Source organism: Bradyrhizobium australafricanum, assembly GCF_020329495.1.
GTDB lineage: Bacteria > Pseudomonadota > Alphaproteobacteria > Rhizobiales > Xanthobacteraceae > Bradyrhizobium > Bradyrhizobium australafricanum.
On the sequence record NZ_JAGKJL010000025.1, the window covers coordinates 50,534 to 70,177 of the forward strand.

General features: G+C 64.8%; 17 protein-coding genes. 9 read left to right on the top strand and 8 right to left on the bottom strand.

The genetic code is table 11. The features are described from left to right. Positions 1-69 precede the first annotated feature (69 nt). The gene (locus J6525_RS22565; RefSeq protein ID WP_057018836.1) at positions 70-1,080 is read left to right on the top strand and encodes an amino acid ABC transporter substrate-binding protein; all 1,011 of its coding nucleotides are present in this window, start codon (positions 70-72) and stop codon (positions 1,078-1,080) included. Positions 1,081-1,243: 163 nt separating this feature from the next. Then, a complete protein-coding gene (locus J6525_RS22570) occupies positions 1,244-1,876 on the top strand; it encodes an aspartate/glutamate racemase family protein (RefSeq protein ID WP_225646338.1) in 633 nt (210 codons plus the stop codon). Between the two features lie 163 nt (positions 1,877-2,039). Here J6525_RS22570 and J6525_RS22575 read toward each other — a convergent pair whose 3' ends face one another. Beyond that, positions 2,040-3,374 (bottom strand): MFS transporter, encoded by a 1,335-nt coding sequence (locus J6525_RS22575; protein ID WP_225646339.1) that lies wholly within the window; start codon positions 3,372-3,374, stop codon positions 2,040-2,042. A gap of 330 nt (positions 3,375-3,704) precedes the next feature. Between J6525_RS22575 and J6525_RS22580 the strand changes: the two genes are divergently transcribed. Beyond that, positions 3,705-4,904 (top strand): multidrug effflux MFS transporter, encoded by a 1,200-nt coding sequence (locus J6525_RS22580; protein WP_249796145.1) that lies wholly within the window; start codon positions 3,705-3,707, stop codon positions 4,902-4,904. Between the two features lie 233 nt (positions 4,905-5,137). Here J6525_RS22580 and J6525_RS22585 read toward each other — a convergent pair whose 3' ends face one another. Continuing rightward, on the bottom strand, positions 5,138-5,566 hold the full coding sequence (locus J6525_RS22585) for a DUF983 domain-containing protein (RefSeq protein ID WP_249796136.1): 429 nt from the start codon (positions 5,564-5,566) through the stop codon (positions 5,138-5,140). Between the two features lie 135 nt (positions 5,567-5,701). Between J6525_RS22585 and J6525_RS22590 the strand changes: the two genes are divergently transcribed. After that, on the top strand, positions 5,702-7,039 hold the full coding sequence (locus J6525_RS22590) for an aminotransferase-like domain-containing protein (protein ID WP_225646342.1): 1,338 nt from the start codon (positions 5,702-5,704) through the stop codon (positions 7,037-7,039). Positions 7,040-7,146: 107 nt separating this feature from the next. After that, a complete protein-coding gene (locus J6525_RS22595) occupies positions 7,147-8,445 on the top strand; it encodes a serine hydrolase domain-containing protein (RefSeq protein WP_249796137.1) in 1,299 nt (432 codons plus the stop codon). A 109-nt stretch (positions 8,446-8,554) separates the two neighbouring features. On the opposite strand, the gene J6525_RS22600 is transcribed toward J6525_RS22595, so the two are convergent. Further along, positions 8,555-8,758 (bottom strand): hypothetical protein, encoded by a 204-nt coding sequence (locus J6525_RS22600; protein WP_225646344.1) that lies wholly within the window; start codon positions 8,756-8,758, stop codon positions 8,555-8,557. 178 nt (positions 8,759-8,936) lie between these two features. Here J6525_RS22600 and J6525_RS22605 point away from each other — a divergent pair, with 178 nt between their 5' ends. Then, on the top strand, positions 8,937-9,932 hold the full coding sequence (locus J6525_RS22605) for an NHL repeat-containing protein (RefSeq protein WP_225646345.1): 996 nt from the start codon (positions 8,937-8,939) through the stop codon (positions 9,930-9,932). A gap of 524 nt (positions 9,933-10,456) precedes the next feature. Here J6525_RS22605 and J6525_RS22610 read toward each other — a convergent pair. Beyond that, positions 10,457-11,689, bottom strand: coding sequence for a rhodanese-like domain-containing protein (locus tag J6525_RS22610; RefSeq protein WP_225646346.1), 1,233 nt, complete (start codon positions 11,687-11,689; stop codon positions 10,457-10,459). Positions 11,690-11,936: 247 nt separating this feature from the next. Here J6525_RS22610 and glgC point away from each other — a divergent pair, with 247 nt between their 5' ends. Together glgC and glgA are read left to right on the top strand one after the other, a co-directional pair. Then, the gene (glgC, locus tag J6525_RS22615; RefSeq protein ID WP_092083855.1) at positions 11,937-13,199 is read left to right on the top strand and encodes a glucose-1-phosphate adenylyltransferase; all 1,263 of its coding nucleotides are present in this window, start codon (positions 11,937-11,939) and stop codon (positions 13,197-13,199) included. Continuing rightward, a complete protein-coding gene (glgA, locus tag J6525_RS22620) occupies positions 13,196-14,650 on the top strand; it encodes a glycogen synthase GlgA (RefSeq protein ID WP_225646347.1) in 1,455 nt (484 codons plus the stop codon). Before glgC ends, glgA begins: the two co-directional genes overlap by 4 nt. 10 nt (positions 14,651-14,660) lie before the next feature. Here glgA and J6525_RS22625 read toward each other — a convergent pair whose 3' ends face one another. From J6525_RS22625 to J6525_RS22640, 4 genes are all read right to left on the bottom strand, one after another. Continuing rightward, positions 14,661-14,975, bottom strand: a complete 315-nt coding sequence (locus J6525_RS22625) for a hypothetical protein (protein ID WP_057018843.1) — start codon at positions 14,973-14,975, stop codon at positions 14,661-14,663. A 131-nt stretch (positions 14,976-15,106) separates the two neighbouring features. Beyond that, positions 15,107-16,237 (bottom strand): serine hydrolase, encoded by a 1,131-nt coding sequence (locus tag J6525_RS22630; RefSeq protein ID WP_225646348.1) that lies wholly within the window; start codon positions 16,235-16,237, stop codon positions 15,107-15,109. 524 nt (positions 16,238-16,761) lie between these two features. After that, on the bottom strand, positions 16,762-17,250 hold the full coding sequence (locus J6525_RS22635; protein ID WP_225646349.1) for a DUF417 family protein: 489 nt from the start codon (positions 17,248-17,250) through the stop codon (positions 16,762-16,764). A 196-nt stretch (positions 17,251-17,446) separates the two neighbouring features. After that, positions 17,447-18,082 (bottom strand): TetR/AcrR family transcriptional regulator, encoded by a 636-nt coding sequence (locus J6525_RS22640; RefSeq protein WP_225646350.1) that lies wholly within the window; start codon positions 18,080-18,082, stop codon positions 17,447-17,449. A 249-nt stretch (positions 18,083-18,331) separates the two neighbouring features. On the opposite strand from J6525_RS22640, the gene J6525_RS22645 reads away from it, so the two are divergent. After that, entirely contained in the window at positions 18,332-19,642 is a 1,311-nt protein-coding gene (locus J6525_RS22645; protein ID WP_225646351.1) for a phytoene desaturase family protein, read from the top strand. Positions 19,643-19,644 lie beyond the last annotated feature (2 nt).

The window sequence follows — 19,644 nt, forward strand, 5'->3', positions numbered from 1 at the left end:
CCGGTTTTCCCGCGACAAACGCGAAGCATTTGCGCGGGGATCATCCGCAAACATTAGGAGGAGGAAGACATGCTGAGGGGTATCATCACTCTAACCGTTCTCGCCGCGGGCATCGCGGGCGCGAGCGCTGCGACGCTCGACACCGTCAAGCAGCGCGGCACGCTGGTGTGCGGCGTCTCGACCGGCTTTGCCGGATTCTCGGCGCCGGACTCGCAAGGTAACTTCAAGGGCCTCGACGTCGACTATTGCCGTGCGCTTGCCGCCGGCGTGCTCGGCGATCCCGCCAAGGTGCGCTATGTCGCGCTGACCGCGCAGAACCGCTTCACCGCGCTGCAGTCGGGCGAGATCGACGTGCTCTACCGCAACTCGACGCAGACCTTTCTGCGCGGCACCACGCTTGGGTTGCGGCAGGGACCGGTCAATTTCTACGACGGTCAGGGCTTTGTCGTGAAGAAGGACCTCGGCGTGAAGGAGCTGAAGGACCTCAAGGGCGCCACGGTGTGCGTCGCCCAGGGCACCACGCATGAAGTGACGCTCGGCGACTACGGCCGCGCCAACGGCATCGACTGGAAGCCGCTGGTGTTCGACCGCGTCGACACCATGTACCAGACCTTCTTCGGCGGCCGCTGCGATGCCATGACCCAGGACGCTTCCGCGCTCGCGGGCGCTGTCGCGACCGCAGCCCCGAAGGCCGACGACTACGTCGTGCTGCCGCAGACCATCAGCAAGGAGCCGCTCGGTCCGTTCACCCGCAACGGCGACGAAGTGTGGAGCGACATCATCACCTGGCTGCATTACGGCCTGATCGAGGCCGAAGAGCTCGGCGTCACCCAGGCCAATGCCGACGAGATGGCGAAGTCGCAGGTCCCGGCGATCCAGCGCCTGCTCGGCGCGTCGGGCGATCTCGGCTCGCGCCTCGGCCTCGACAACAAATGGCTGCTCGCCGCGATCAAGGCCGGCGGCAATTACGGCGAAATCTTCGAGCGCAATGTCGGCAAGGCCAGCCCCTTGAAGCTCGAGCGCGGCCTCAACGCCACCTGGAGCAAGGGCGGGTTGATGTACGCGATTCCGTTCAAGTAAGTGAAGTCACCTCGCCCCGCCTGCGGGGAGAGGTCGGATTGCGAAGCAATCCGGGTGAGGGGGAGCCTCCGCATACCCTCCTCTCACCTGTTACGACGATAGAGCCCCTCACCCCAACCCTCTCCCCGCGAAAGAGCGGGGAGAGGGAGAGCAAGAAATATCGATGCGCATCACCCTTATTCACGCCCTGAAGCACTCGATCGTCCCGATCGAAGCATCGTTCGCACGGCATTGGCCGGAGGCGCGGCTGATGAACCTGCTCGACGATAGCCTGTCGGCGGACCTCGCGCGCGACGGCAAGCTTGACGAGCGCATGACCGAGCGATTTCTGACCATGGGCCGCTATGCGGCAAGCACCGGCGCCAATGGCATCCTGTTCACCTGCTCGGCGTTCGGGCCGTGCATCGAGGCGGTGGCGCGCGCGCACGCGCCGATGCCGGTGCTGAAGCCGAACGAGGCGATGATCGAGCAGGCGGTGGCGAAGGGCAAGCGGATCGGCCTGCTCTCGACCTTCCCGCCGACGTTGGTGTCGATGCCGCCGGAATTTCCGCCACAGGTCACGCTGGTGCCGAAACTTGCCGATGGCGCGCTGGCAGCGCTCGACCGCGGCGACCGCGCCGAGCATGACCGCATTGTGGTCGAGGCGTCCAAGGAGCTGCGCAACTGCGACCTGATCGCGCTCGCCCAGTACAGCATGGCGCCGGCGGCCGAGCGCGTCGCCGAAGTCACCGGCCGCGAGGTGCTGACGACGCCTGATAGCGCGGTCAAGAAGCTGAAGGCGATGCTGGGGGTTTGATCTCCGTCATTGCGAGCCACCCGGTCGGCGCGAAGCACCGCCGGATGACAGGCTCCGCGAAGCAATCCATGCATGCGCGGATCGATGGATTGCTTCGTCGCTTCAGCGCAAAATTGCTTCGCAATTTTGTCGCGAGCTCCTCGCAATGACACAAGGTCGCGGCTCACGCCCCCGCGTCGTGCACGTTCAGATCGACGCCTTGCGGATCCTTGATTGTCGACACCGTGATCAGCGAGATCAGCGACAGCACCGCGATGTAGACGCCGACGCGCCAGGACTGGCCGTAGGTGCCGATGATCCACTGCGCGATCATCGGCGCGAAGGCGCCGCCGAAGATGGCGCCGAGCGCATAGCCGATCGAGACGCCGGAATAGCGCACCTTGGCCGGAAACAGCTCGGCATAGAGCGCCGCTTGCGGCCCGTAGGACAGGCCGAGCGCAACCGTGAGCCCGACCGCACTGACGAAGAACAGCAAGAGGTTCTTGCTGTCGATCAGGAACCACATCGGCACCGCCCACAGCACCATCAGGGTGTAGCCGATCTGGAAGCAGCGCACGCGGCCGATTTTGTCGCCGAGGATGCCGCCGAGCAGCGTGAAGATGAACCAGCTGACCGCCGCGAGCGTGCCGATCAGCAGCAGCTGCTCCGACGGCATCTTCAGCGTGTTGGCGCCGTAGCTGATGATGAACGCGATCAGGATGTAGCCGGCCGCATTGTTGGCCATGAAGATCAACGCGGTGCGCAGGATCTCCTTGCTGTGATTGCGCATCAGGTCGCGCAGCGGTGCAGAGGATTCCCTGTGCCGACGCTGCATCGCCTGGAACACCGGAGACTCTTCCACGGTGCGGCGGATCACGATGCCGACGACGATCAGCATGATCGACAGCAGGAACGGAATCCGCCAGCCCCACTCGATCATCGCCTGCTTGCCGAGCGTCGCGGTGAGCACCCACAGCACGCCGGTCGCCAGGATCATGCCGAGCGGCGTGCCGATCTGCGGGAACGAGCCGAAGAAGCTGCGCTTGTCGACGGGCGCCGATTCCACCGCCATGAGCGCCGCGCCGCCCCACTCGCCGCCGGCCGAGAAGCCTTGCAGGATGCGCAGGAGAATAAGGAGTGCCGGCGCCCAGGCGCCGATCTGCGCGTAGGTCGGCAGCAGGCCGACCAGCGCGGTCGCCGCCCCCATCAACAGCAGCGTGACGACCAGCATGTTCTTGCGCCCGAAGCGGTCGCCGAGATGGCCGCAGACGATGGCGCCTAACGGGCGGAACAGGAATGAGAGGCCGAGCGTCGCGAACGAGACGATCTGCGCCAGCAGCGGATTGTTCGCGTTCATCGGCGCGAAGAACAGCGCGCCGAACACCAGGCCCGCCGCCTGGGCGTAGACGAAGAAGTCGTACCACTCGATGGTGGTGCCGACGAGCGTTGCAGTGAGGACCTTGCGCTCCTCATCCGACAGTTCAGCGCCGCGCGAGCGCGCGGACATTTCGATGGACATGTCGCCTCCCCAAAACCCGTTCTTGAACCTGTTCTTGGCCGCGCGGGCGTGGTCGGCGGCGATGCGCCTGCCCCGCACGGATGCTGGGCCCGGGATTAGCAGAGGTTTCCGTGCCACACGAGCGAAATAGTTGCAGTCGCAACGATATTCGGCGAATTGTGCTTTTGGCCCCGGTTCCCGACCCCGCTACCTCGACCGCGATCGGCGGGCAGCTATCCCGAAACGCCGATTGTGCATCGCAGCAAGGCCGCTACGATGCAAGGATTCCCAAGAGGTTGCTAAGTGTCTGACATTAATGCCGATGCCTGGGTTTCCTCAGGCCACCGCCCGATGGGCTTTCCGGAATTCGTCGTCGTCATCGCCTCGATCATGGCGCTGAACCCGCTGGCGATGGACATGATGCTGCCGGCGCTGCCGAACATCCGTTCCGCGTTCCAGATCGCCGACGCCAACCGTCCGCAGATGGTGCTGTCGATCTTCCTGGTCGGCTTCGGCGTCGGCCAGTTCGTGATGGGCCCGCTGTCGGACCGCTTCGGCCGCCGCCCGGTGCTGCTCGGCGGCATGACCGTCTACACCATCGCCGGCCTGCTCGCGATCATGGCGCCCTCGTTCGAGACGCTGCTGTTGGCGCGCGCGCTGCAAGGGCTCGGCACCGCGGCAACCCGCGTGATCGCGACCTCGATCGTGCGCGACTGCTACGCCGGACGGCGGATGGCGAGCGTGATGTCGCTGGCGATGATGGTGTTCATCGCAGTCCCCGTGATCGCGCCGTCATTTGGCCAGGCGGTGATGCTGCTGACGCATTGGCGCGGCATCTTCGTGCTGCTGATGATCTACGGCGTGATCGCGCTGGCCTGGAGTGCGATGCGGATGCCGGAAACGCTGCCGCTGGAATTGCGCAAGTCGCTGGCGATCCCGGAGGTCTTGTCCGCGTTTCGCCAGACCGTCACCAATCGCCAGACGCTCGGCTACGCGCTCGCCGCCGGCGGCGTGCAGGGCTCGCTGTTTGCCTTCGTGTTCTCCTCGCAGCAGATCTTCACCGAGATCTTCAAGCTCGGGCATTACTTCCCGGTCGCCTTCGCGGCCTGCGCGGTCGGCGTCGCGATCGCCGGCTTCCTCAATTCGCGCATCGTCGGCCGCATCGGCATGCGCGTGATCTCGCACGCCGCGCTGACCGGCTTTGCCGTCGTCGCAGGCGCCCTGCTGCTGGCGGTGAAGACCGACACGCTGTCGCTGCCGCTGTTCATGGTGCTGTCGGGCCTGATGATGTTCGCGTTCGGGCTGATGATGGCGAATTTCACCGCGCTCGCGATGGAGCCGCAGGGCAAGATCGCCGGCACCGCCTCCTCGCTGTACGGCACGATCACGACGCTGCTCGGGATCGGCGTCGGCACCACGATCGGCCAGGATTACAACGGCACGCTGGCGCCGTTCGCGACCGGCTTCTTCCTGTGCACGCTGGCCGCGCTCGCCGTCGTCTTGGTGACGGAGAAGGGCCGGATGTTCCGGCCGCATCATCATCCGATTTGATTGATCCGTAGCCCGGATGCAGCGCAGCGCAATCCGGGATTCATCGTGCGGGCGACAGGATCCCGGATTACGCGGAGCTTGTCATCGGGCGCGCGTTCGCGCGACCCGTTGGCTCCATCCGGGCTACAATTCTGACTGGTTGCATCACTGTAGCCCGCATGAGCGGAGCGATATGCGGGGCTACTGTTCCCGGATGTCGCTTCGCTCATCCGGGCTACAATTCTGAGATCGCTTCAGGCTTCGCGAGCCCGTCCGACGCTGCTTTGCGCCCGGGCGGGCGCCACCGCACGCCGTCGGGTCGCCGCAAATCCCTCCATCCCCAGCTGCCACTGCAGGCCCACGATCGCGCCCTTGGTCGGCTGCAGCAGCGCGAGCGCGCTGAACAGCGTGAATGGAAGCCAGATCGCCAGTTGCAGCCAGGCCGGCGGCGCGTAGTTCATCTCGAGCCACAGCAGCGCCGGCACCACGACATGGCCGACCACGACGATCACGAGATAGGCCGGGAAATCGTCCGCGCGCTGCGGGGTGAAGTCCTCGCTGCAGACCTCACAGTGATCGGCGACCTTGAGGAAACGGCCGAACAGATGGCCGCGCCCGCAGTTCGGGCACTTCATGGTAAAGCCGCGCCACATCGCCTTTGGCAGGGAAACCGTCTCGGTCATCGTCGTTTTCCTTTCGCCGTCGTCCTTGACCTGACCTGGATGATCCATACAATATGCATTCAAGCACCTACAATCAAAGACAAAGTGTCGGATTGCATGGATTGGATCCCTACAGTTTCAGAATGGCACGGCCCGATGTTCCTGCGCATCGTCGATGCGCTGGCCGCCGACATCGCGAGCGGCCGGCTGGTGCGCGGCCAGCGGCTGCCGACCCATCGCGCGCTGGCCTCGGCGCTCGATATCGATCTGACCACGGTGACGCGCGCCTATGGCGAGGCGCGGCGGCGCGGACTGCTCGACGCCCGTGTCGGCCAGGGTACGTTCGTCTCGGAGACCACCGCGCGCGCCGCGTCCGACCTGCCCGCGCCCGTCAACATCGACCTGTCGATGAACCTGCCGCCGCAGCCGGTCGAGGCCAATCTCGACCTGCGCATCGCGCAGGGACTTGCGACCATCCGCTCCGAAGCCGGGTTCTCCGCCTATCTCGGCTACACGCGTCCGGGCGGCACCACTGCGGAGCGCGAGGCCGGCGCCGCATGGCTCGCGCCGCGGGTGCCGCAGGCGGCGGCCGACCGCATCGTGATCTATCCGGGTTCGCAGGCGATCATCTTCAACGCGCTGCTGGCGCTGACATCGCCGGGCGATGTCGTGGTGACGGAGGCGCTGACCTTTCCCGGCATCAAGGCCGCGGCAGCGCGGCTTGATGTCCGCCTGGTCGGGGTTGCGATGGACGCCGAGGGCGCGCGGCCCGAGGCGCTCGACGAAGCCTGCCGCAAGCACAAGCCGAAGGCGGTCTATCTGGTGCCGACGCAGCAAAACCCGACCACGGCGACGATGAGCGCGATCAGACGCAAGGCGGTCGCCGATGTCATCAGCAAGCGCGGCTGCGTCCTGATCGAAGACGACGTCTACGGGCCGCTCGAACCGCAGATGGCGCCGATCGCAACCCTGATTCCGGAGCGCACCTACTACGCCGCGAGCATCGCAAAGTGCATCGCGCCCGCCCTGCGCGTCGCCTATCTCCTGGCGCCCGATGCCGCCGCCGAGCAGCGCATGCGCGCCGGCATGCAGGCCACCATGCAGATGCCGCCATCGCTGATGGTCGCGCTGGTTACGCAATGGCTGCGCTCCGGCGTCGCCGCCGACATCATCCGCGCCATCCGCAACGAGGCGGCGGCGCGCCAGCAGCTTGCGACCCGCTTCCTCAAAGGCGTCAGCTATGCGGCGCGGCCGGCGAGCCATCATCTCTGGATGCCGCTGCCGAAGCATTTCGACGGCACCGACCTGTTGTCGCATCTGATGCGCAACGGCCTCGCCGTGGTCGGCGAAGACGCCTTTGCGGCGGGCGAAGCCGCGCCGCGTGGCCTGCGCGTGTCGCTGGGTGCGGCGCGCAACCGCGCCGAACTGAGCCAGGCGCTGCAGGTGCTGTCGAATGCGGTGCGCACGCCCGTCGGCGCTACCCAAATCGTATAATTCCGGCGATCGCCGGGAATAAACTCGCTCCAAAATGATTATGGTGCGCGGGAGCGCGCGCCGCTAAAACTCTGCGCTCAGGGCATCAGGCAGGGGCAGGCTTTTCAATGTCGTGCGGGTATGATCGGGCAGTCCACCGTGCTGTGCTGTCGCTTCGCGGAGCAGTGACCGCGATCGGTTGTCTTGCAGTTGTCATATCAGGCGCGGCGCGCGCCTCCGATGCCCCTGCCCCGGTGCCGGAAAAACTCGAACGCATCACCGCATTCTTTGACAACGAGGTTGCGACAGGAAAAATTCCGGGCGCAGTCATCCTGATCCAGCAGCACGGCAAGCCGGTCTATCTGAAGACCTTCGGCTATCGCGACGTAACGACCAAGTCGCCGATGCGGCCGGACACGATGTTCGCGCTGCATTCGATGACCAAGCCGATCACCAACACCGCCGCGATGATGCTGGTCGACGAGGGCAAGCTGTCGCCGCAGGACCCGCTGTCGAAATACATTCCGGCCTTCGCCGACGTGAAGGTCGCCATCGAACCGGACGGTGGAAACGATCCGGCCAAGGTTGAGCTGGTGCCGCCGATCCGGCCGGTGACCATCGAAGATATCATGCGGCACACCTCGGGCATCACCTACGAATATATCGGCGCCGACTGGATCCAGAAGATCTACCGTGCCGGACACCTGTTCGACGGCAAGTTCGACAACGAGGAATTCGTGGCGCGGCTGGCCAAGCTGCCGCTGTCGCGACAGCCCGGCACGCTGTGGCGCTACGGTCATTCCACCGACGTGCTCGGCCGGGTGATCGAGATCGTCTCGGGCAAGACGCTCTATCAGTTCGAGAAGGAGCGCCTGTTCGATTCCCTGGGGATGAAGGACACCTCATACGTGCTCGATGCCGAGACCGAACGGACGCGGCTGGCGGAGCCGCTGCCCTCGGACACCATCCTGATCGAGGGCGAGAACGACCGGCGCGCGCATCCGGAGTGGGAATCCGGCGGCGGCGGCCTGGTGTCGACCATCCTCGATTATGCGCGCTTCGCGCAGATGCTGCTCAACGGCGGCGAGCTGGACGGCAAGCGCTATCTCAGCCCCGCAGCCTTCAAGACCATGACGACGGACCATATCGGGCCGGGCTCCGGCGTCGGCCGCGACTATTGGTACTTCCCCGGCGACGGCTTCGGCTATGGCTACGGCATCGCCGTGCGCACCGATCCCGGCATCGCCAAGCCGCCGCCGCCCGGCTCGATCGGCGAATTGAAATGGGACAGCGGCAGCGGAACCTATTTCGGCGTCGATCCCAAGCTCGACATGATCTACATCATGCTCGAGCAGACCCAGAACGAGCGCCAGCGCATTACGCCCGCGTTCCGCAAGCTGGTCTACGACGCGTTCAGCCCGGATTGAGCTCCCACCGTCATTGCGAGCGCAGCGAAGCAATCCATCTCTCCGCATGGGGATAGATGGATTGCTTCGTCGCTTGCGCTCCTCGCAATGACGCGGAAACCTTCCCGCCTTACGACTTCCGCCGAACCGGTTCCTGCCTGCGCCGTGCTGCGGCCGCGATCAGGCTCGCGGTGCATTCGTCGCAGACGAACGCACACTCATCCGTAAACAGGCCGATCCGTGCATCGAGGCCGATCGCATCATCGTCGACGATCCCCTCGATAATGCCACCGCAACACACGCATTGGTTGTACGACGCCAATTCCCGTTCCATGACGCGCTCTCCAGCGGACGCTGCTTCCCTCACGCTATATACTATCGTATATACCGCAACGACAAGGCAGGCGGGTGAACAATCCGGTCGGGAACCCTGCAGACAACAACCATCGACCGGAGACGATCGCCAAGAAAATCCTGCCTGGTCCAACCAGGTTCATCGAGGAAACGCGATCATGATAAAAAACAATGGCGCCGCGGGACGTCCGCGCGCAACGGGAGAACTGCTCAAGATCCGCCGCGCATCGCTAGCGGCCATCATCCTTGCGCTCGGTGCGGCCGGCGCAGTGCGCGCCGAAACAGCTGCGGTCGGCGTTCCCGACAAGAGTTTTCCGGAGAGCGTGACCTCGACCTCCGACGGGACGCTCTACGTCGGCAGCTTCAACCATGGCGGCGTGACGAAGATCTCGGGCGGCAAGGCCGAGCAGCTGGTCAAGCCGGGCGCCGCCGACAGCCGCTCGACGCTGGGCGTGCTCGCCGACGAGAAGAGCGGCACGCTCTATGTCTGCTCCAACGACATCAGCGCGATGGGCGTGGCGGGGCCGAGCGACACCAAGGGCGCCTGGCTGAAAACCTTCGATCTCAAGAGCGGCGCGCCGAAGGGCAGCTTTGCCTTGAGCGATCCGAAATCGTTCTGCAACGACATCGTGGTCGGTGCCGACGGCACCGCCTATGTGAGCGATTCCTTTGCGCCGTTCGTCTACAGCCTGAAGGCGGGCGGCACGGCGCTGGCGACGTTCGCGACCGATCCGCAGCTCGCGCCCGCCAAGGACGGCGTCGGGCTCGACGGCATCGCGATCGGCGCCGACGGCAATCTTTACGTCACCACCTTCATTCCGGCAAAACTGTTCAAGATCGAGATGAAGGACGGCAAGGCCGGCGCGGTGACCGAGCTGAAGCCGTCGCGGCCGCTCGACCACGCCGACGCGCTGCGGGCGCATGGCGGCGGCTTCCTGCTGATCGAGGGCAACGGCAAGCTCGACAAGGTCACGGTGAAGGGCAGCGAGGCGACCATCGACACCATCAAGGATGGCCTCGCCGAGCCGGTCTCGGTGACGCAGGTCGGCGATGTCGGCTGGGTCGCCGAGGGCAAGCTGTCCTACGTGATCGGCGACAACAAGGGCAAGGAGCCCGGTCCGTTCAAGCTGATGCCGGTGGCGTTGCCGAAATAGCGGCGGGCTGGGTTACGCTTCGCAGCAAACTCGGTGCATCTCCCCGGCTTGCGGGGTCGAGACGAGCGAAGCTCGCTGTTAGGTCGGGTCGCATCGACAGATGCGATCCGACTCCTCACGGCGTTCGTGCTTAAAGGCCGCGCCGTACTGGATGCCTGTGCGGGGCATGGCACCGGAGAAATGAGAGCCCGCGGCTCCTCCAACACGTCGTCCCTGCCTAGTGCGCAATTGCGCACGGGAGCAGGGACCCATACTCCGCGGCGGACCTTGTTGAAGGAATTCGTCGTTCCAGCATCGCCCAGCAATTGGCATTTGTGGTTATGGGTCCCTGCTTCGCAGGGACGACCATGCCGGCACGATTTCTGAATAATGGAAAAGTACCACTGATTTGCCCGACGAGTCAAGTTGCCGTGTCCGCCGGCAGCCACCGGCTCCTTTGCATGGGGTTGTTTTCGATATTTTGGCAGTGCCCCTGCGACTCGGCACCGACCGATGCGGTCGCACCGCCGTCACCACGTCATCCGCTAGATCACATAGAACCCGTGCGTGCCGTCGCGGCGCAGCTGCTCGACGAGGCCGTACTCCCAATCGAGATAGGCCTGCATCGCCTTTTCCGCGACGCCGGTGCCTTCATAGGGTCGCCGGTAGCGGTGCGCGGGATCGGGCCGGGGCACGATGCGCGGTGGTCCGACTTCGAGCCGGCCGTCATAGCCGCCCCCGAGCACATAGACCTCCCAGCCCATCTGCGCGAGCCAGGACGCCGTCATGTCGGCGCGGATGTTCTTGTCGTCGCTCAGCACGATGCGCGCGCCGCGCACGGGAGCGGCCATGTCGATTTCCTGCACCAGCTGACCGCCGGCATAGTGGCGGAAGCCGGCAAGGTGACCGGCCGTGTATTCCTCGGCATCGCGCACATCGAAGCGATACAGCGTACGGTGTGCGTCCTCGTCCAGCGCAGCGAGTTCATCGATCCCGATGTGACGGACGCCGGCGCGATAGGCGACGTCGCGCGCATTGTCGCCTGCGCCCTCGAACGGACCGATGCCGCCGCGCTTGCCGGCGCCGTGCTCGAGATCGTGCTTCGCCAGCGTCCAGCCGATCGTGCCGTTGCGCAGCGCCCGCACCTTGTTGGGCAGTCCGGCATTGATCAGCGACTGCGTGCCGATGATCGAGCGGGTGCGGCCGGCGCAGTTGACGATGATGGTGGTGTCGGGATCCGGCGCCGCGCCGCCGGCGCACAGCACCAGCTCGGCGCCGGGCACGCTGATCGAGCCCGGGATGTTCATGGTGGCATATTCGTCGAAGCGGCGGACATCGAGGATCGCGATGTTGGCCTTGTCCGAGATCAGCGCGGCGACCTCGTCGGCACTCAGCGACGGCGTGTGCCTGCGCGACTCGACCAGCTCGCCGAACGCCTTGGCGTAGGAATTGACGTCCTCGAACACCTCGTAACCGGCCGCCTTCCAGCCCTGCAAGCCACCGGCGAGCGCGGCCACATTGCCATGGCCCAGCGCCATCAACTGCTCCGCGGCGGCAGCGACCAGCCCCTCGCCATTGTCATAAAGGACGATCGGCACGTCCTTGCGCGGCAATCGCAGCTCGGCTTCCAGCGCGATCCGGCCGGCCGCCATGTTGGCGGCAAACAGCGGATGGCCGGTGGCGAATTCCGCCTCATGCCTGACGTCGAGCAGCGCGATCTCCCGGCGCAGCAGCAGCGTTGCGCGGATGTCCTGGGGCGTGACGGAAGCAAGTGTCATGGAATGCTGGCCTGACAGAAGAAAACGGCAGGCTTGCTCTAGGCCGAAATCACGTCTCGTCAATAGCTTTAACCGGCCCGCAACCCCGATCTTCACGAGCGGGGGTCCGGGGAACGAAAGCCCGCCATCCCGCTTTGCTCAACCGGGATGCACTTGCTACGTTCCCAATCGGCCCCGTTGGCGCCCGATCAGGCCTTCCGGACAAGAGAAGGTAGCGGGGCCAGCCTGAAGTTCTGGGAGGATGACCATGAGATCCGTCGGAAATGAACCCTTGTCGCGTCACGCCCTCGCCTTCGTGCTGGCCGGCGGACGCGGCAGCAGACTTCAGGAGCTCACCGACAAACGCGCCAAGCCCGCGGTCTATTTCGGCGGCAAGTCGCGCATCATCGATTTCGCGCTATCCAATGCGGTGAATTCAGGCATCCGCCGCATCGCGGTGGCGACCCAGTACAAGGCGCACAGCCTGATCCGACATCTGCAAGGCGGCTGGAACTTCTTCCGGCCGGAGCGAAACGAGAGTTTCGACATCCTGCCCGCAAGCCAGCGCGTCTCCGAAACGATGTGGTATGTCGGCACGGCCGACGCGGTCTACCAGAACATCGACATCCTCGAAGCGCACGGCACCAAGTACATCCTGGTGCTCGCCGGCGACCACGTCTACAAGATGGATTACGAAATCATGCTGAAGCAGCATGTCGAAAGCGGCGCCGATGTCACAGTCGGCTGCCTTGAAATGCCGCGCGCGGAATCCTCTGCCTTCGGCATCATGCATATCGACGAGACCGGCCTGATCCAGTCCTTCCTGGAGAAGCCGGCCGATCCGCCGCCGATGCCCGGCAAGCCCGACAAGTCGCTGGCCAGCATGGGCATCTATGTCTTCAATTCGGAATTCCTGTTCGACGAGTTGCGCCGCGATGCCGTTGACCCGAACTCGGCCCACGATTTCGGCAAGGACATCATCCCCTATATCGTGAAGCACGGCCGGGCGATCGCGCATCAGTTCAACGATTCCTGCGTCCGCTCCGGCGACGATCCCCGCTCCTACTGGCGCGATGCCGGCACCGTCGATGCCTACTGGGGCGCCAATATCGATCTCACCGACGTGGTGCCCGAGCTCGACCTCTACGATCGATCATGGCCGATCTGGACCTATGCCGAGATCACCCCGCCTGCCAAGTTCGTGCATGACGAGGACGGACGGCGCGGCCAGGCGGTGACCTCGCTTGTCTCCGGCGCCTGCATCATCTCAGGCGCGTCGCTGCGCCGCTCCCTGCTGTTCACCGGCGTGCACGTCAATTCCTACGCCAACATCGAGAATGCGGTGATCATGCCCTATGTCAATGTCGGACGCGGAGCACGGCTCCGAAACGTCGTGATCGATCGCGGGGTGAGGATTCCGGAAGGGCTCGTGGTCGGCGAGGATCCCGAATTCGACGGCAAGCGCTTCCGCACCACCGAGAACGGCATCACGCTGATCACGCAGTCGATGATCGACAGGCTGGGGACATGACGCCCATCCGCGTCCTCGCAGTCGCCTCTGAAGTCTACCCGATCGTCAAGACCGGCGGCCTCGCCGACGTGGTCGGCGCGCTGCCGGCGGCGCTGAAGCAGCACGGCGTCACGACGCGGACGCTGGTGCCCGGCTATCCCGACGTGCTCAAGGCGCTGGCTTCGGCGGAGACGCTGCTACACTGGCCGGAATTCTACGGCGGGCCGATCCGCGTGCTGGGCGGCACGCATGATGGCCTCGATCTGTTCGCGCTCGACGCGCCGCATCTCTATGCGCGGCCCGGCAATCCCTATGTCGGCCCGGACGGACGCGACTGGCCGGACAACGGCATCCGCTTTGCCGCGCTGTCGCGGATGGCGGCGGAGATCGGCCAGGGCGCGATCACCTCCTTCGTCCCCGACATCGTGCATGCGCATGACTGGCAGGCGGGCCTCGCACCCGCCCTCCTGCATTATGCCGGGCAACCGCGGCCCGGCACGGTGATGACCGTGCACAACCTCGCCTATCAGGGCCAGTTCTCGCCGGACATGCTTGCCGCGTTCGGCCTGCCAGGCGAATCCTACGCGCTGCATGGCGTCGAATATTACGGCACCATCAGCCTGTTGAAGGCCGGCCTGCAATTCGCCGACCGCATCACCACGGTGTCGCCAACCTATGCGCGGGAGATTCAAAGCGACGAGGGCGGCATGGGGCTCGGCGGCCTCTTGCGCGAACGCGCCGACGTGCTGAGCGGCATCCTCAACGGCATCGACATATCGGTGTGGAATCCGGCCACCGATCCCGACATCGCGGCGCGCTTCAGCGCCGAGCAGCCGGCGGATCGCGCGGTGAACAAGGCGGCGCTGCAGCGGCGCTTCGGGCTTGATCCAATGCCGGATGCGATGCTGCTCGGCGTCATCAGCCGGCTGTCATGGCAGAAGGGCCTCGACCTGCTGCTCGAGAACATTCCGACGCTGCTCGGCGAAGGCATTCAGCTTGCGCTGCTCGGCAGCGGCGATCGCGACCTGCAGGACCGCTACGCCGCGCTGGCGCGCGACAATCCCGGACGGATCGCGGTCGTGATCGGCTACGACGAGGCGCTGGCGCATCTGATCCAGGCCGGCGCGGACGCGCTCGCGGTGCCGTCGCGCTTCGAGCCGTGCGGCCTCACCCAGCTGTGCGCGCTGCGCTATGGTGCGGTCCCTGTTGTCGCCAATGTCGGCGGTCTTGCCGACACCGTGCTCGACTTCGACGAAGTCGCGATCACCGGCGATGCGCCGACCGGCGTCAAGTTCGCACCCGTCACTTCGGATGCGCTCGCCCATAGCTTGCGCAAGGCAAACCTGCTGTTCAACGACAAGGTGACGTGGCGCTGGCTGCAGCAGGCCGGCATGGCCACCGATGTCTCCTGGCACAATCGCGCCGGCCGCTACGCCGCGCTCTATCGCGAGCTCGCGACGACGCGGCGCTAAGCCGCCGCGATCAGTTCAGCAGATCGCAGGACGCGATGCGGTTGATGTCGGCGAGGCGCCGGTCGGGATTTCCCTTGAGATCAAGGCTTGCGACGAGATCGAGCAGCCGGCCATAGGCGCGGTCGGCGACCGCGACGGGCAGCGGCTCCTCGTCGAAGGTCTCGACGTAGTTGCCGACGAGTCCGCTCAGCAGCCGGCAAACGCCGCGTTGCTCCGGGTCGTCCTTGCTCAGAATCTCGAGCTTTTGCTGGAAGGTCCTGAAGGTTCGCAGCCCATGGGGCTGTTGCGAAAGCCAATTGTGCAAATCAGGATACAGATCGGTCATATCAGCCTCTTCAAAATGGAGAAGAAGCTACCGGCTTATACAGCCGATCATGGTTCCGCGCCATCGCGATTTTTGCATGCTTCCCCTGCCCTGCCGCGCAGGCCGTGTCATTGGACTGGCATGTCCTGCGACTAGAGTCGCGCGAGCGCCGGCAAAATCCTGTAGCGCGCGATCTCGTGCGGATAGTCGCCGCGATTGGCGAGCAGCACGATGCCGAGCCTGCGCGCCGGCACCAGCCCGACATAGGCTGAGGCGTTATTGAGACCGCCCGGCTTGTCGATCACGGTGACGCCGTCCAGCCGCACATGCTCCCACGCCATCGCTTGGCCGAACTTTTCGTCGACGCGAAAACTCTCCCGCTCGGTCATCTGCAAGGCCGCGCGCAATTCCGGATCGATCACCGCGCCGTCGAGGCAGGCGCCCAGCAATATGCCGAGATCGCGCGCCGATGAGAATATCTGGCCGGTGCCTGGAAAATCGTAATAGCGCTGCTGATTGCCCGGCGGACCGATCGCCGTGCCGTCGTGGGAGTAGCCCTGAACCACACGCTGCATCATCTCGGGCGCCATCCTCGCGCGGTTGTCCTCGCTGCGGTCCGGAACGAAGGTCGACGTCATGCCGAGCGGCTTGAGGATTCGGCTCCCGATCAACATCGCGATCGGCATCTCATAACGCCGCTCCAGCACCAGTTGCAGCAGGACATAGCCGGCATGGCTGTAGATGCGCTGCTTGCCCGGCCGCTCGCCTGCCTGCGGCGTCCATGCATTGAGCATCGCGATGAACTGATCACGGCTGAAGGTCCCGACCGGCCATGGCGGATGATCGGTCGGCAGCAGCAGCCCCGACGTATGATTGACGAGCTCGCCGATGGTGACGCGGCTGACGTAGTTGCCGTTGAGCTCGGGCAGATACTTGCCGACCGGATCGTCCAGCCGCAATTCGCCGCGCTCCGTGCCGAGCGCGACCAGCGTCGCCTCGAACAGCTTGCGCAACGAGGCGAGATTGAACAGCGTGTCCGGGGTGACCGGCCGCTTCGCTGAGTTATCAGCGAAACCGTAGTTGAAGAACGCGACCCGGCCCCCGGCATAGACCGCCGCGGCGAGGCCGCCCGGGTCGGTCGCGGTCGCGGTCGGCGCGAGTTCCGTCGTGACGATGTCCCTGATCTGCGCGTCCATGTCGGAATCCGCGCGCGCTACCCCAAGCACGCTACCAGCGACCACGAACAGGACGGCCGCGATCCGGACGGTGAGCCATTGTCTCATGAAGAACGAAATCGGCACGATGTTGCGATGCGACCTGCAGACAATCTGTTCACCATCGAGAGATGGCGACATCACGATCCTAGCGGTGGAACCCAAGCGTCCGAATTCACGATTGCGCGTCTTGCGCCGTTACCCGCCCGGCTGGGGACGGGGCGGCCCGATCGCTGTTCCGGTGGTCACTTCCGGAAGCCGCGATCGCGACCGCCCTCCCACTCCAGCCACGGTGCGGGAACTGCAATCGAACTAAAAAATGCGGGACGTTTGAAAATGACGGGAGTGGGCTTCGACGAAACGGCAAGATCGGCGCTTGCCGATCGGGCCAAGGATATTTCTGACTTCGTCACATTCCGCTCCCAACCGGGGACGTTTCTTCCTAGCAACAATTCGTCAATCGAAGGTTGCATAAGCTGGTTGGATTCGATTTTCAAGACACAGTCGTCCGCGACGTTTTGTCCTGTTCCAGATGCGGGATACGCGCGATGCCTCGTTAAACATCGATTAACCATCGATGCGCGGCGCGACACCTATGTGGCGCGCGAGCGGACGATCGACCGGGGCAACGACGCCAACAGCAGCACGAGGCAGACGCACAGCAGCACGATGTCCTTGAACAGGAACTCGCCGGCCAGGTTCCAGGCCATCGGATCGGTCGACAGGCTCCATTTGACCACCCCGGGAGTCGTGAAGAAGAACGACCACGTCACCGCGAAGGTGATGACGCCCATCATCGCGCCGATCGCTGAGAGAAGCGGGCTGAACGCGCCGGCGGCGAGCAGCGCCGCGATGCCGAATTCGGTGACGCCGAGCACGTAGGCCTCGCCGCGGAGGCCGAACACCGACAGCCACGAGATGAACGGGCTGTTGCTGATGAACTGCGCGATGCCTTGCGCCGATTGCAGCGTGAACTTCTGCATGCCGAACGACACGAAGATCACGACCATAACCCAGCGCAGGATCGCGAGCGCACGATAAGACCCCTCGCCTTGTTCGGCGATGTTGAACGACAGATTCATGTGGATGTTTCTTCCCTCGCTGCGATGTCATCATCAGCCGCTGATGCGGCGTTCGTGGCAGAACTACGCCGCGCGCCGCGCGTTCGTTACGCGCGGGACAGCGTCTCGGCCTTCACGATGATGTGCAGATGAGATGAGGAATAATCGCTGCGAGAGATGTCTTCGGCGCGCAGCCGCAGAGCGCGCCGCGTCGGTCTCACGCGCGCTGACGCAGCGGCCGGGCGGCGTCCTTTGCCGGCACCGGCATGGTGAAACCGTACAGGAAGAGATCCACCACCATGTCGGCGAACTCCCCTGGATCGATCCCGCCCTTCGGATCGTACCAGGTGTGGCTGAAGTTCAGGATGCCGAACAGCATCATGCTGTAGATCTTCTTGGTCCGCTTGACGATCTTGCCTTCCTTGTCGAGTTTGACCAAGAGATCCGAGACCGTGTCGACCAGCTGGCGCTCCAGCGCCTTGATCGCATCCTGCTCGGTCTCGCCGAGGAACGAGAGGTCGTTGAGGATCACGCGCTGCTCGTCGCTCGAACGCGCATTCAGCGCGACGATGGCCTGGATCGCGGCGCGGAACTGCTCCAGCGTCGTCGCCTTTGCGGCCATCGCGGCCTCGACGTCCGCGATCATCTCGCGGATATGGGCGTCGAGAATCGCGAACAGGATCGCTTCCTTGGAGTCGAAATAATGGTACAGCGCACCGCGCGACAGCTTGCAGGCATCCGCAAGGTCGGCGATCGAGGCACGCATATAGCCCTGCCGCGCGAACAGGCCGCAGGCGGTGGTGAGAATGTTCCGCTGAATCTCGTCGTAATTCTCTGAGCGCGTCCGCGCCATTGCCGTCTCTCTCATGCACCATCGGCGCCGCCGGAATCGGGCGACTGCCGTCTCTCTATACTACCGCCGCCGCACGCTCTCCTCCCCTTTGCGGGCACCATCCACCAGAACTCTTCGATCGCCCTTGATGACGCGACCTGCGTCAAAAAATAATTTGAACGACCGGTCGGATTATATTAGACTGCCTCCCATCAAGCAAGCGGATTGCGCACGCCGGGAGCAACCCGGCGGCATCGCGGGAGGTTGCGCGTGGATTCTCAGAGGATCGATGCTGTCGTGATCGGAGCCGGTGCCGGCGGGCTGTGTGCCGCGGCGCGTCTCGCCCATGGCGGGCTGCATACGCTCGTCGTCGACGACAAGGACCGGCTCGGCGGGCGCGCCTCGACCGAGGAGATCGACGGATTCAAGGTCAATATCGGGGCGATCGCGATCGAGTTCGGTGGCGTGTTCGAGGAAACCTTCCACACCGTCGGCGCCCCGCTCGACATCCGCGCGCCGGAGCCCGCGAGCTCGTTCTTCATCGACGGTAAGGTGATCGATGTCGGCCGCGGCGGCTGGTCTCTGCTGCTCGGGCAACTGACCAAGCAGGCCTCGCGCATCCTGGAGAAATTCGCCGACGCCCGCTCCGGCAACCTGCCCGACGGGCGGCAATCGACCGAGGACTGGCTGAAGGGCTACACCAGCAACGCCACCGTGCACGCGCTGTTTCGCAATCTTTGCGCGGCGATCTTCGCCTGCAACGCCGCCGAGCTACCGGCCCGCGCCTTCCTCACCTATTTCACCAGCAAGGGCGCCTTCAAGAAATTCGGCTTCTGCCCGCAGGGCACGATCGGGGTCTGGAACAGCCTGGGCAGCGCGATCAGGCGCAACGGCGACATCTGGCTGGAAACGCCGGCGACCACGATCCACACATCAGACGGCCGCGTCGAAGGCGTCACCGTTCTGCGCAATGGTGAACTGGTGCGGATCGACACCGATCTCGTCATCAGCAATGCCGGGCCAAAGGCCACCGTCGCGCTCGCCGGCAGCGAGGCGTTCCCGGCGGATTATATCGCCAGGGTGAAGAACGACCTTCGCCCGGCCGCCAACATCGTCATCAATGTCGCGAGCCGCGAGCCGCTGATCAGTCATCCCGGCATCGTCACCTTCGGCAAGACGCGTCGGCTCTGCAACATGGCCAACCTCTCTGCCACCTGTCCGGAATTGGCGCCGCCCGGCTGGCACCTCTATGTCGCCTATGCCGTGCCGGTGCCCGCCCTCGGTGACTTTGACTCCGATGCAGAAGTCCAGCTCGCGCTCGAGGATCTGCGCGAGCAGTTCGCGAATTTCGACCAGGCCAAAATCCTCTCGATCCGGGTGATGCGCGACGACTGGCCGGCACAACGCAGCTGCGCCGGCTACGATTTGCCGCGCGAGACCGGTATCGGTGGCCTGTGGTGCGTCGGCGACGCGGTGAAGCAATATGGCAATGGCGGCACGCAAGCCTGCGCCGAGACCGCCAAGATCGTGACCGATGCGATCCTCGCCGCGCGCCCGCGCTTATCGGCAGGCCGGGTCTGAGC

What these genes read in the sequence shown, in the direction of transcription:
- J6525_RS22565 (WP_057018836.1), top strand. Translation starts at nt 70, where the DNA reads ATGCTGAGGGGTATCATCACTCTAACCGTTCTCGCCGCGGGCATCGCG.
- J6525_RS22570 (WP_225646338.1), top strand. Translation starts at nt 1,244, where the DNA reads ATGCGCATCACCCTTATTCACGCCCTGAAGCACTCGATCGTCCCGATC.
- J6525_RS22575 (WP_225646339.1), bottom strand. Translation starts at nt 3,374, where the DNA reads ATGTCCATCGAAATGTCCGCGCGCTCGCGCGGCGCTGAACTGTCGGAT.
- J6525_RS22580 (WP_249796145.1), top strand. Translation starts at nt 3,705, where the DNA reads ATGGGCTTTCCGGAATTCGTCGTCGTCATCGCCTCGATCATGGCGCTG.
- J6525_RS22585 (WP_249796136.1), bottom strand. Translation starts at nt 5,566, where the DNA reads ATGACCGAGACGGTTTCCCTGCCAAAGGCGATGTGGCGCGGCTTTACC.
- J6525_RS22590 (WP_225646342.1), top strand. Translation starts at nt 5,702, where the DNA reads ATGTTCCTGCGCATCGTCGATGCGCTGGCCGCCGACATCGCGAGCGGC.
- J6525_RS22595 (WP_249796137.1), top strand. Translation starts at nt 7,147, where the DNA reads ATGTCGTGCGGGTATGATCGGGCAGTCCACCGTGCTGTGCTGTCGCTT.
- J6525_RS22600 (WP_225646344.1), bottom strand. Translation starts at nt 8,758, where the DNA reads ATGGAACGGGAATTGGCGTCGTACAACCAATGCGTGTGTTGCGGTGGC.
- J6525_RS22605 (WP_225646345.1), top strand. Translation starts at nt 8,937, where the DNA reads ATGATAAAAAACAATGGCGCCGCGGGACGTCCGCGCGCAACGGGAGAA.
- J6525_RS22610 (WP_225646346.1), bottom strand. Translation starts at nt 11,689, where the DNA reads ATGACACTTGCTTCCGTCACGCCCCAGGACATCCGCGCAACGCTGCTG.
- glgC (WP_092083855.1), top strand. Translation starts at nt 11,937, where the DNA reads ATGAGATCCGTCGGAAATGAACCCTTGTCGCGTCACGCCCTCGCCTTC.
- glgA (WP_225646347.1), top strand. Translation starts at nt 13,196, where the DNA reads ATGACGCCCATCCGCGTCCTCGCAGTCGCCTCTGAAGTCTACCCGATC.
- J6525_RS22625 (WP_057018843.1), bottom strand. Translation starts at nt 14,975, where the DNA reads ATGACCGATCTGTATCCTGATTTGCACAATTGGCTTTCGCAACAGCCC.
- J6525_RS22630 (WP_225646348.1), bottom strand. Translation starts at nt 16,237, where the DNA reads ATGAGACAATGGCTCACCGTCCGGATCGCGGCCGTCCTGTTCGTGGTC.
- J6525_RS22635 (WP_225646349.1), bottom strand. Translation starts at nt 17,250, where the DNA reads ATGAATCTGTCGTTCAACATCGCCGAACAAGGCGAGGGGTCTTATCGT.
- J6525_RS22640 (WP_225646350.1), bottom strand. Translation starts at nt 18,082, where the DNA reads ATGGCGCGGACGCGCTCAGAGAATTACGACGAGATTCAGCGGAACATT.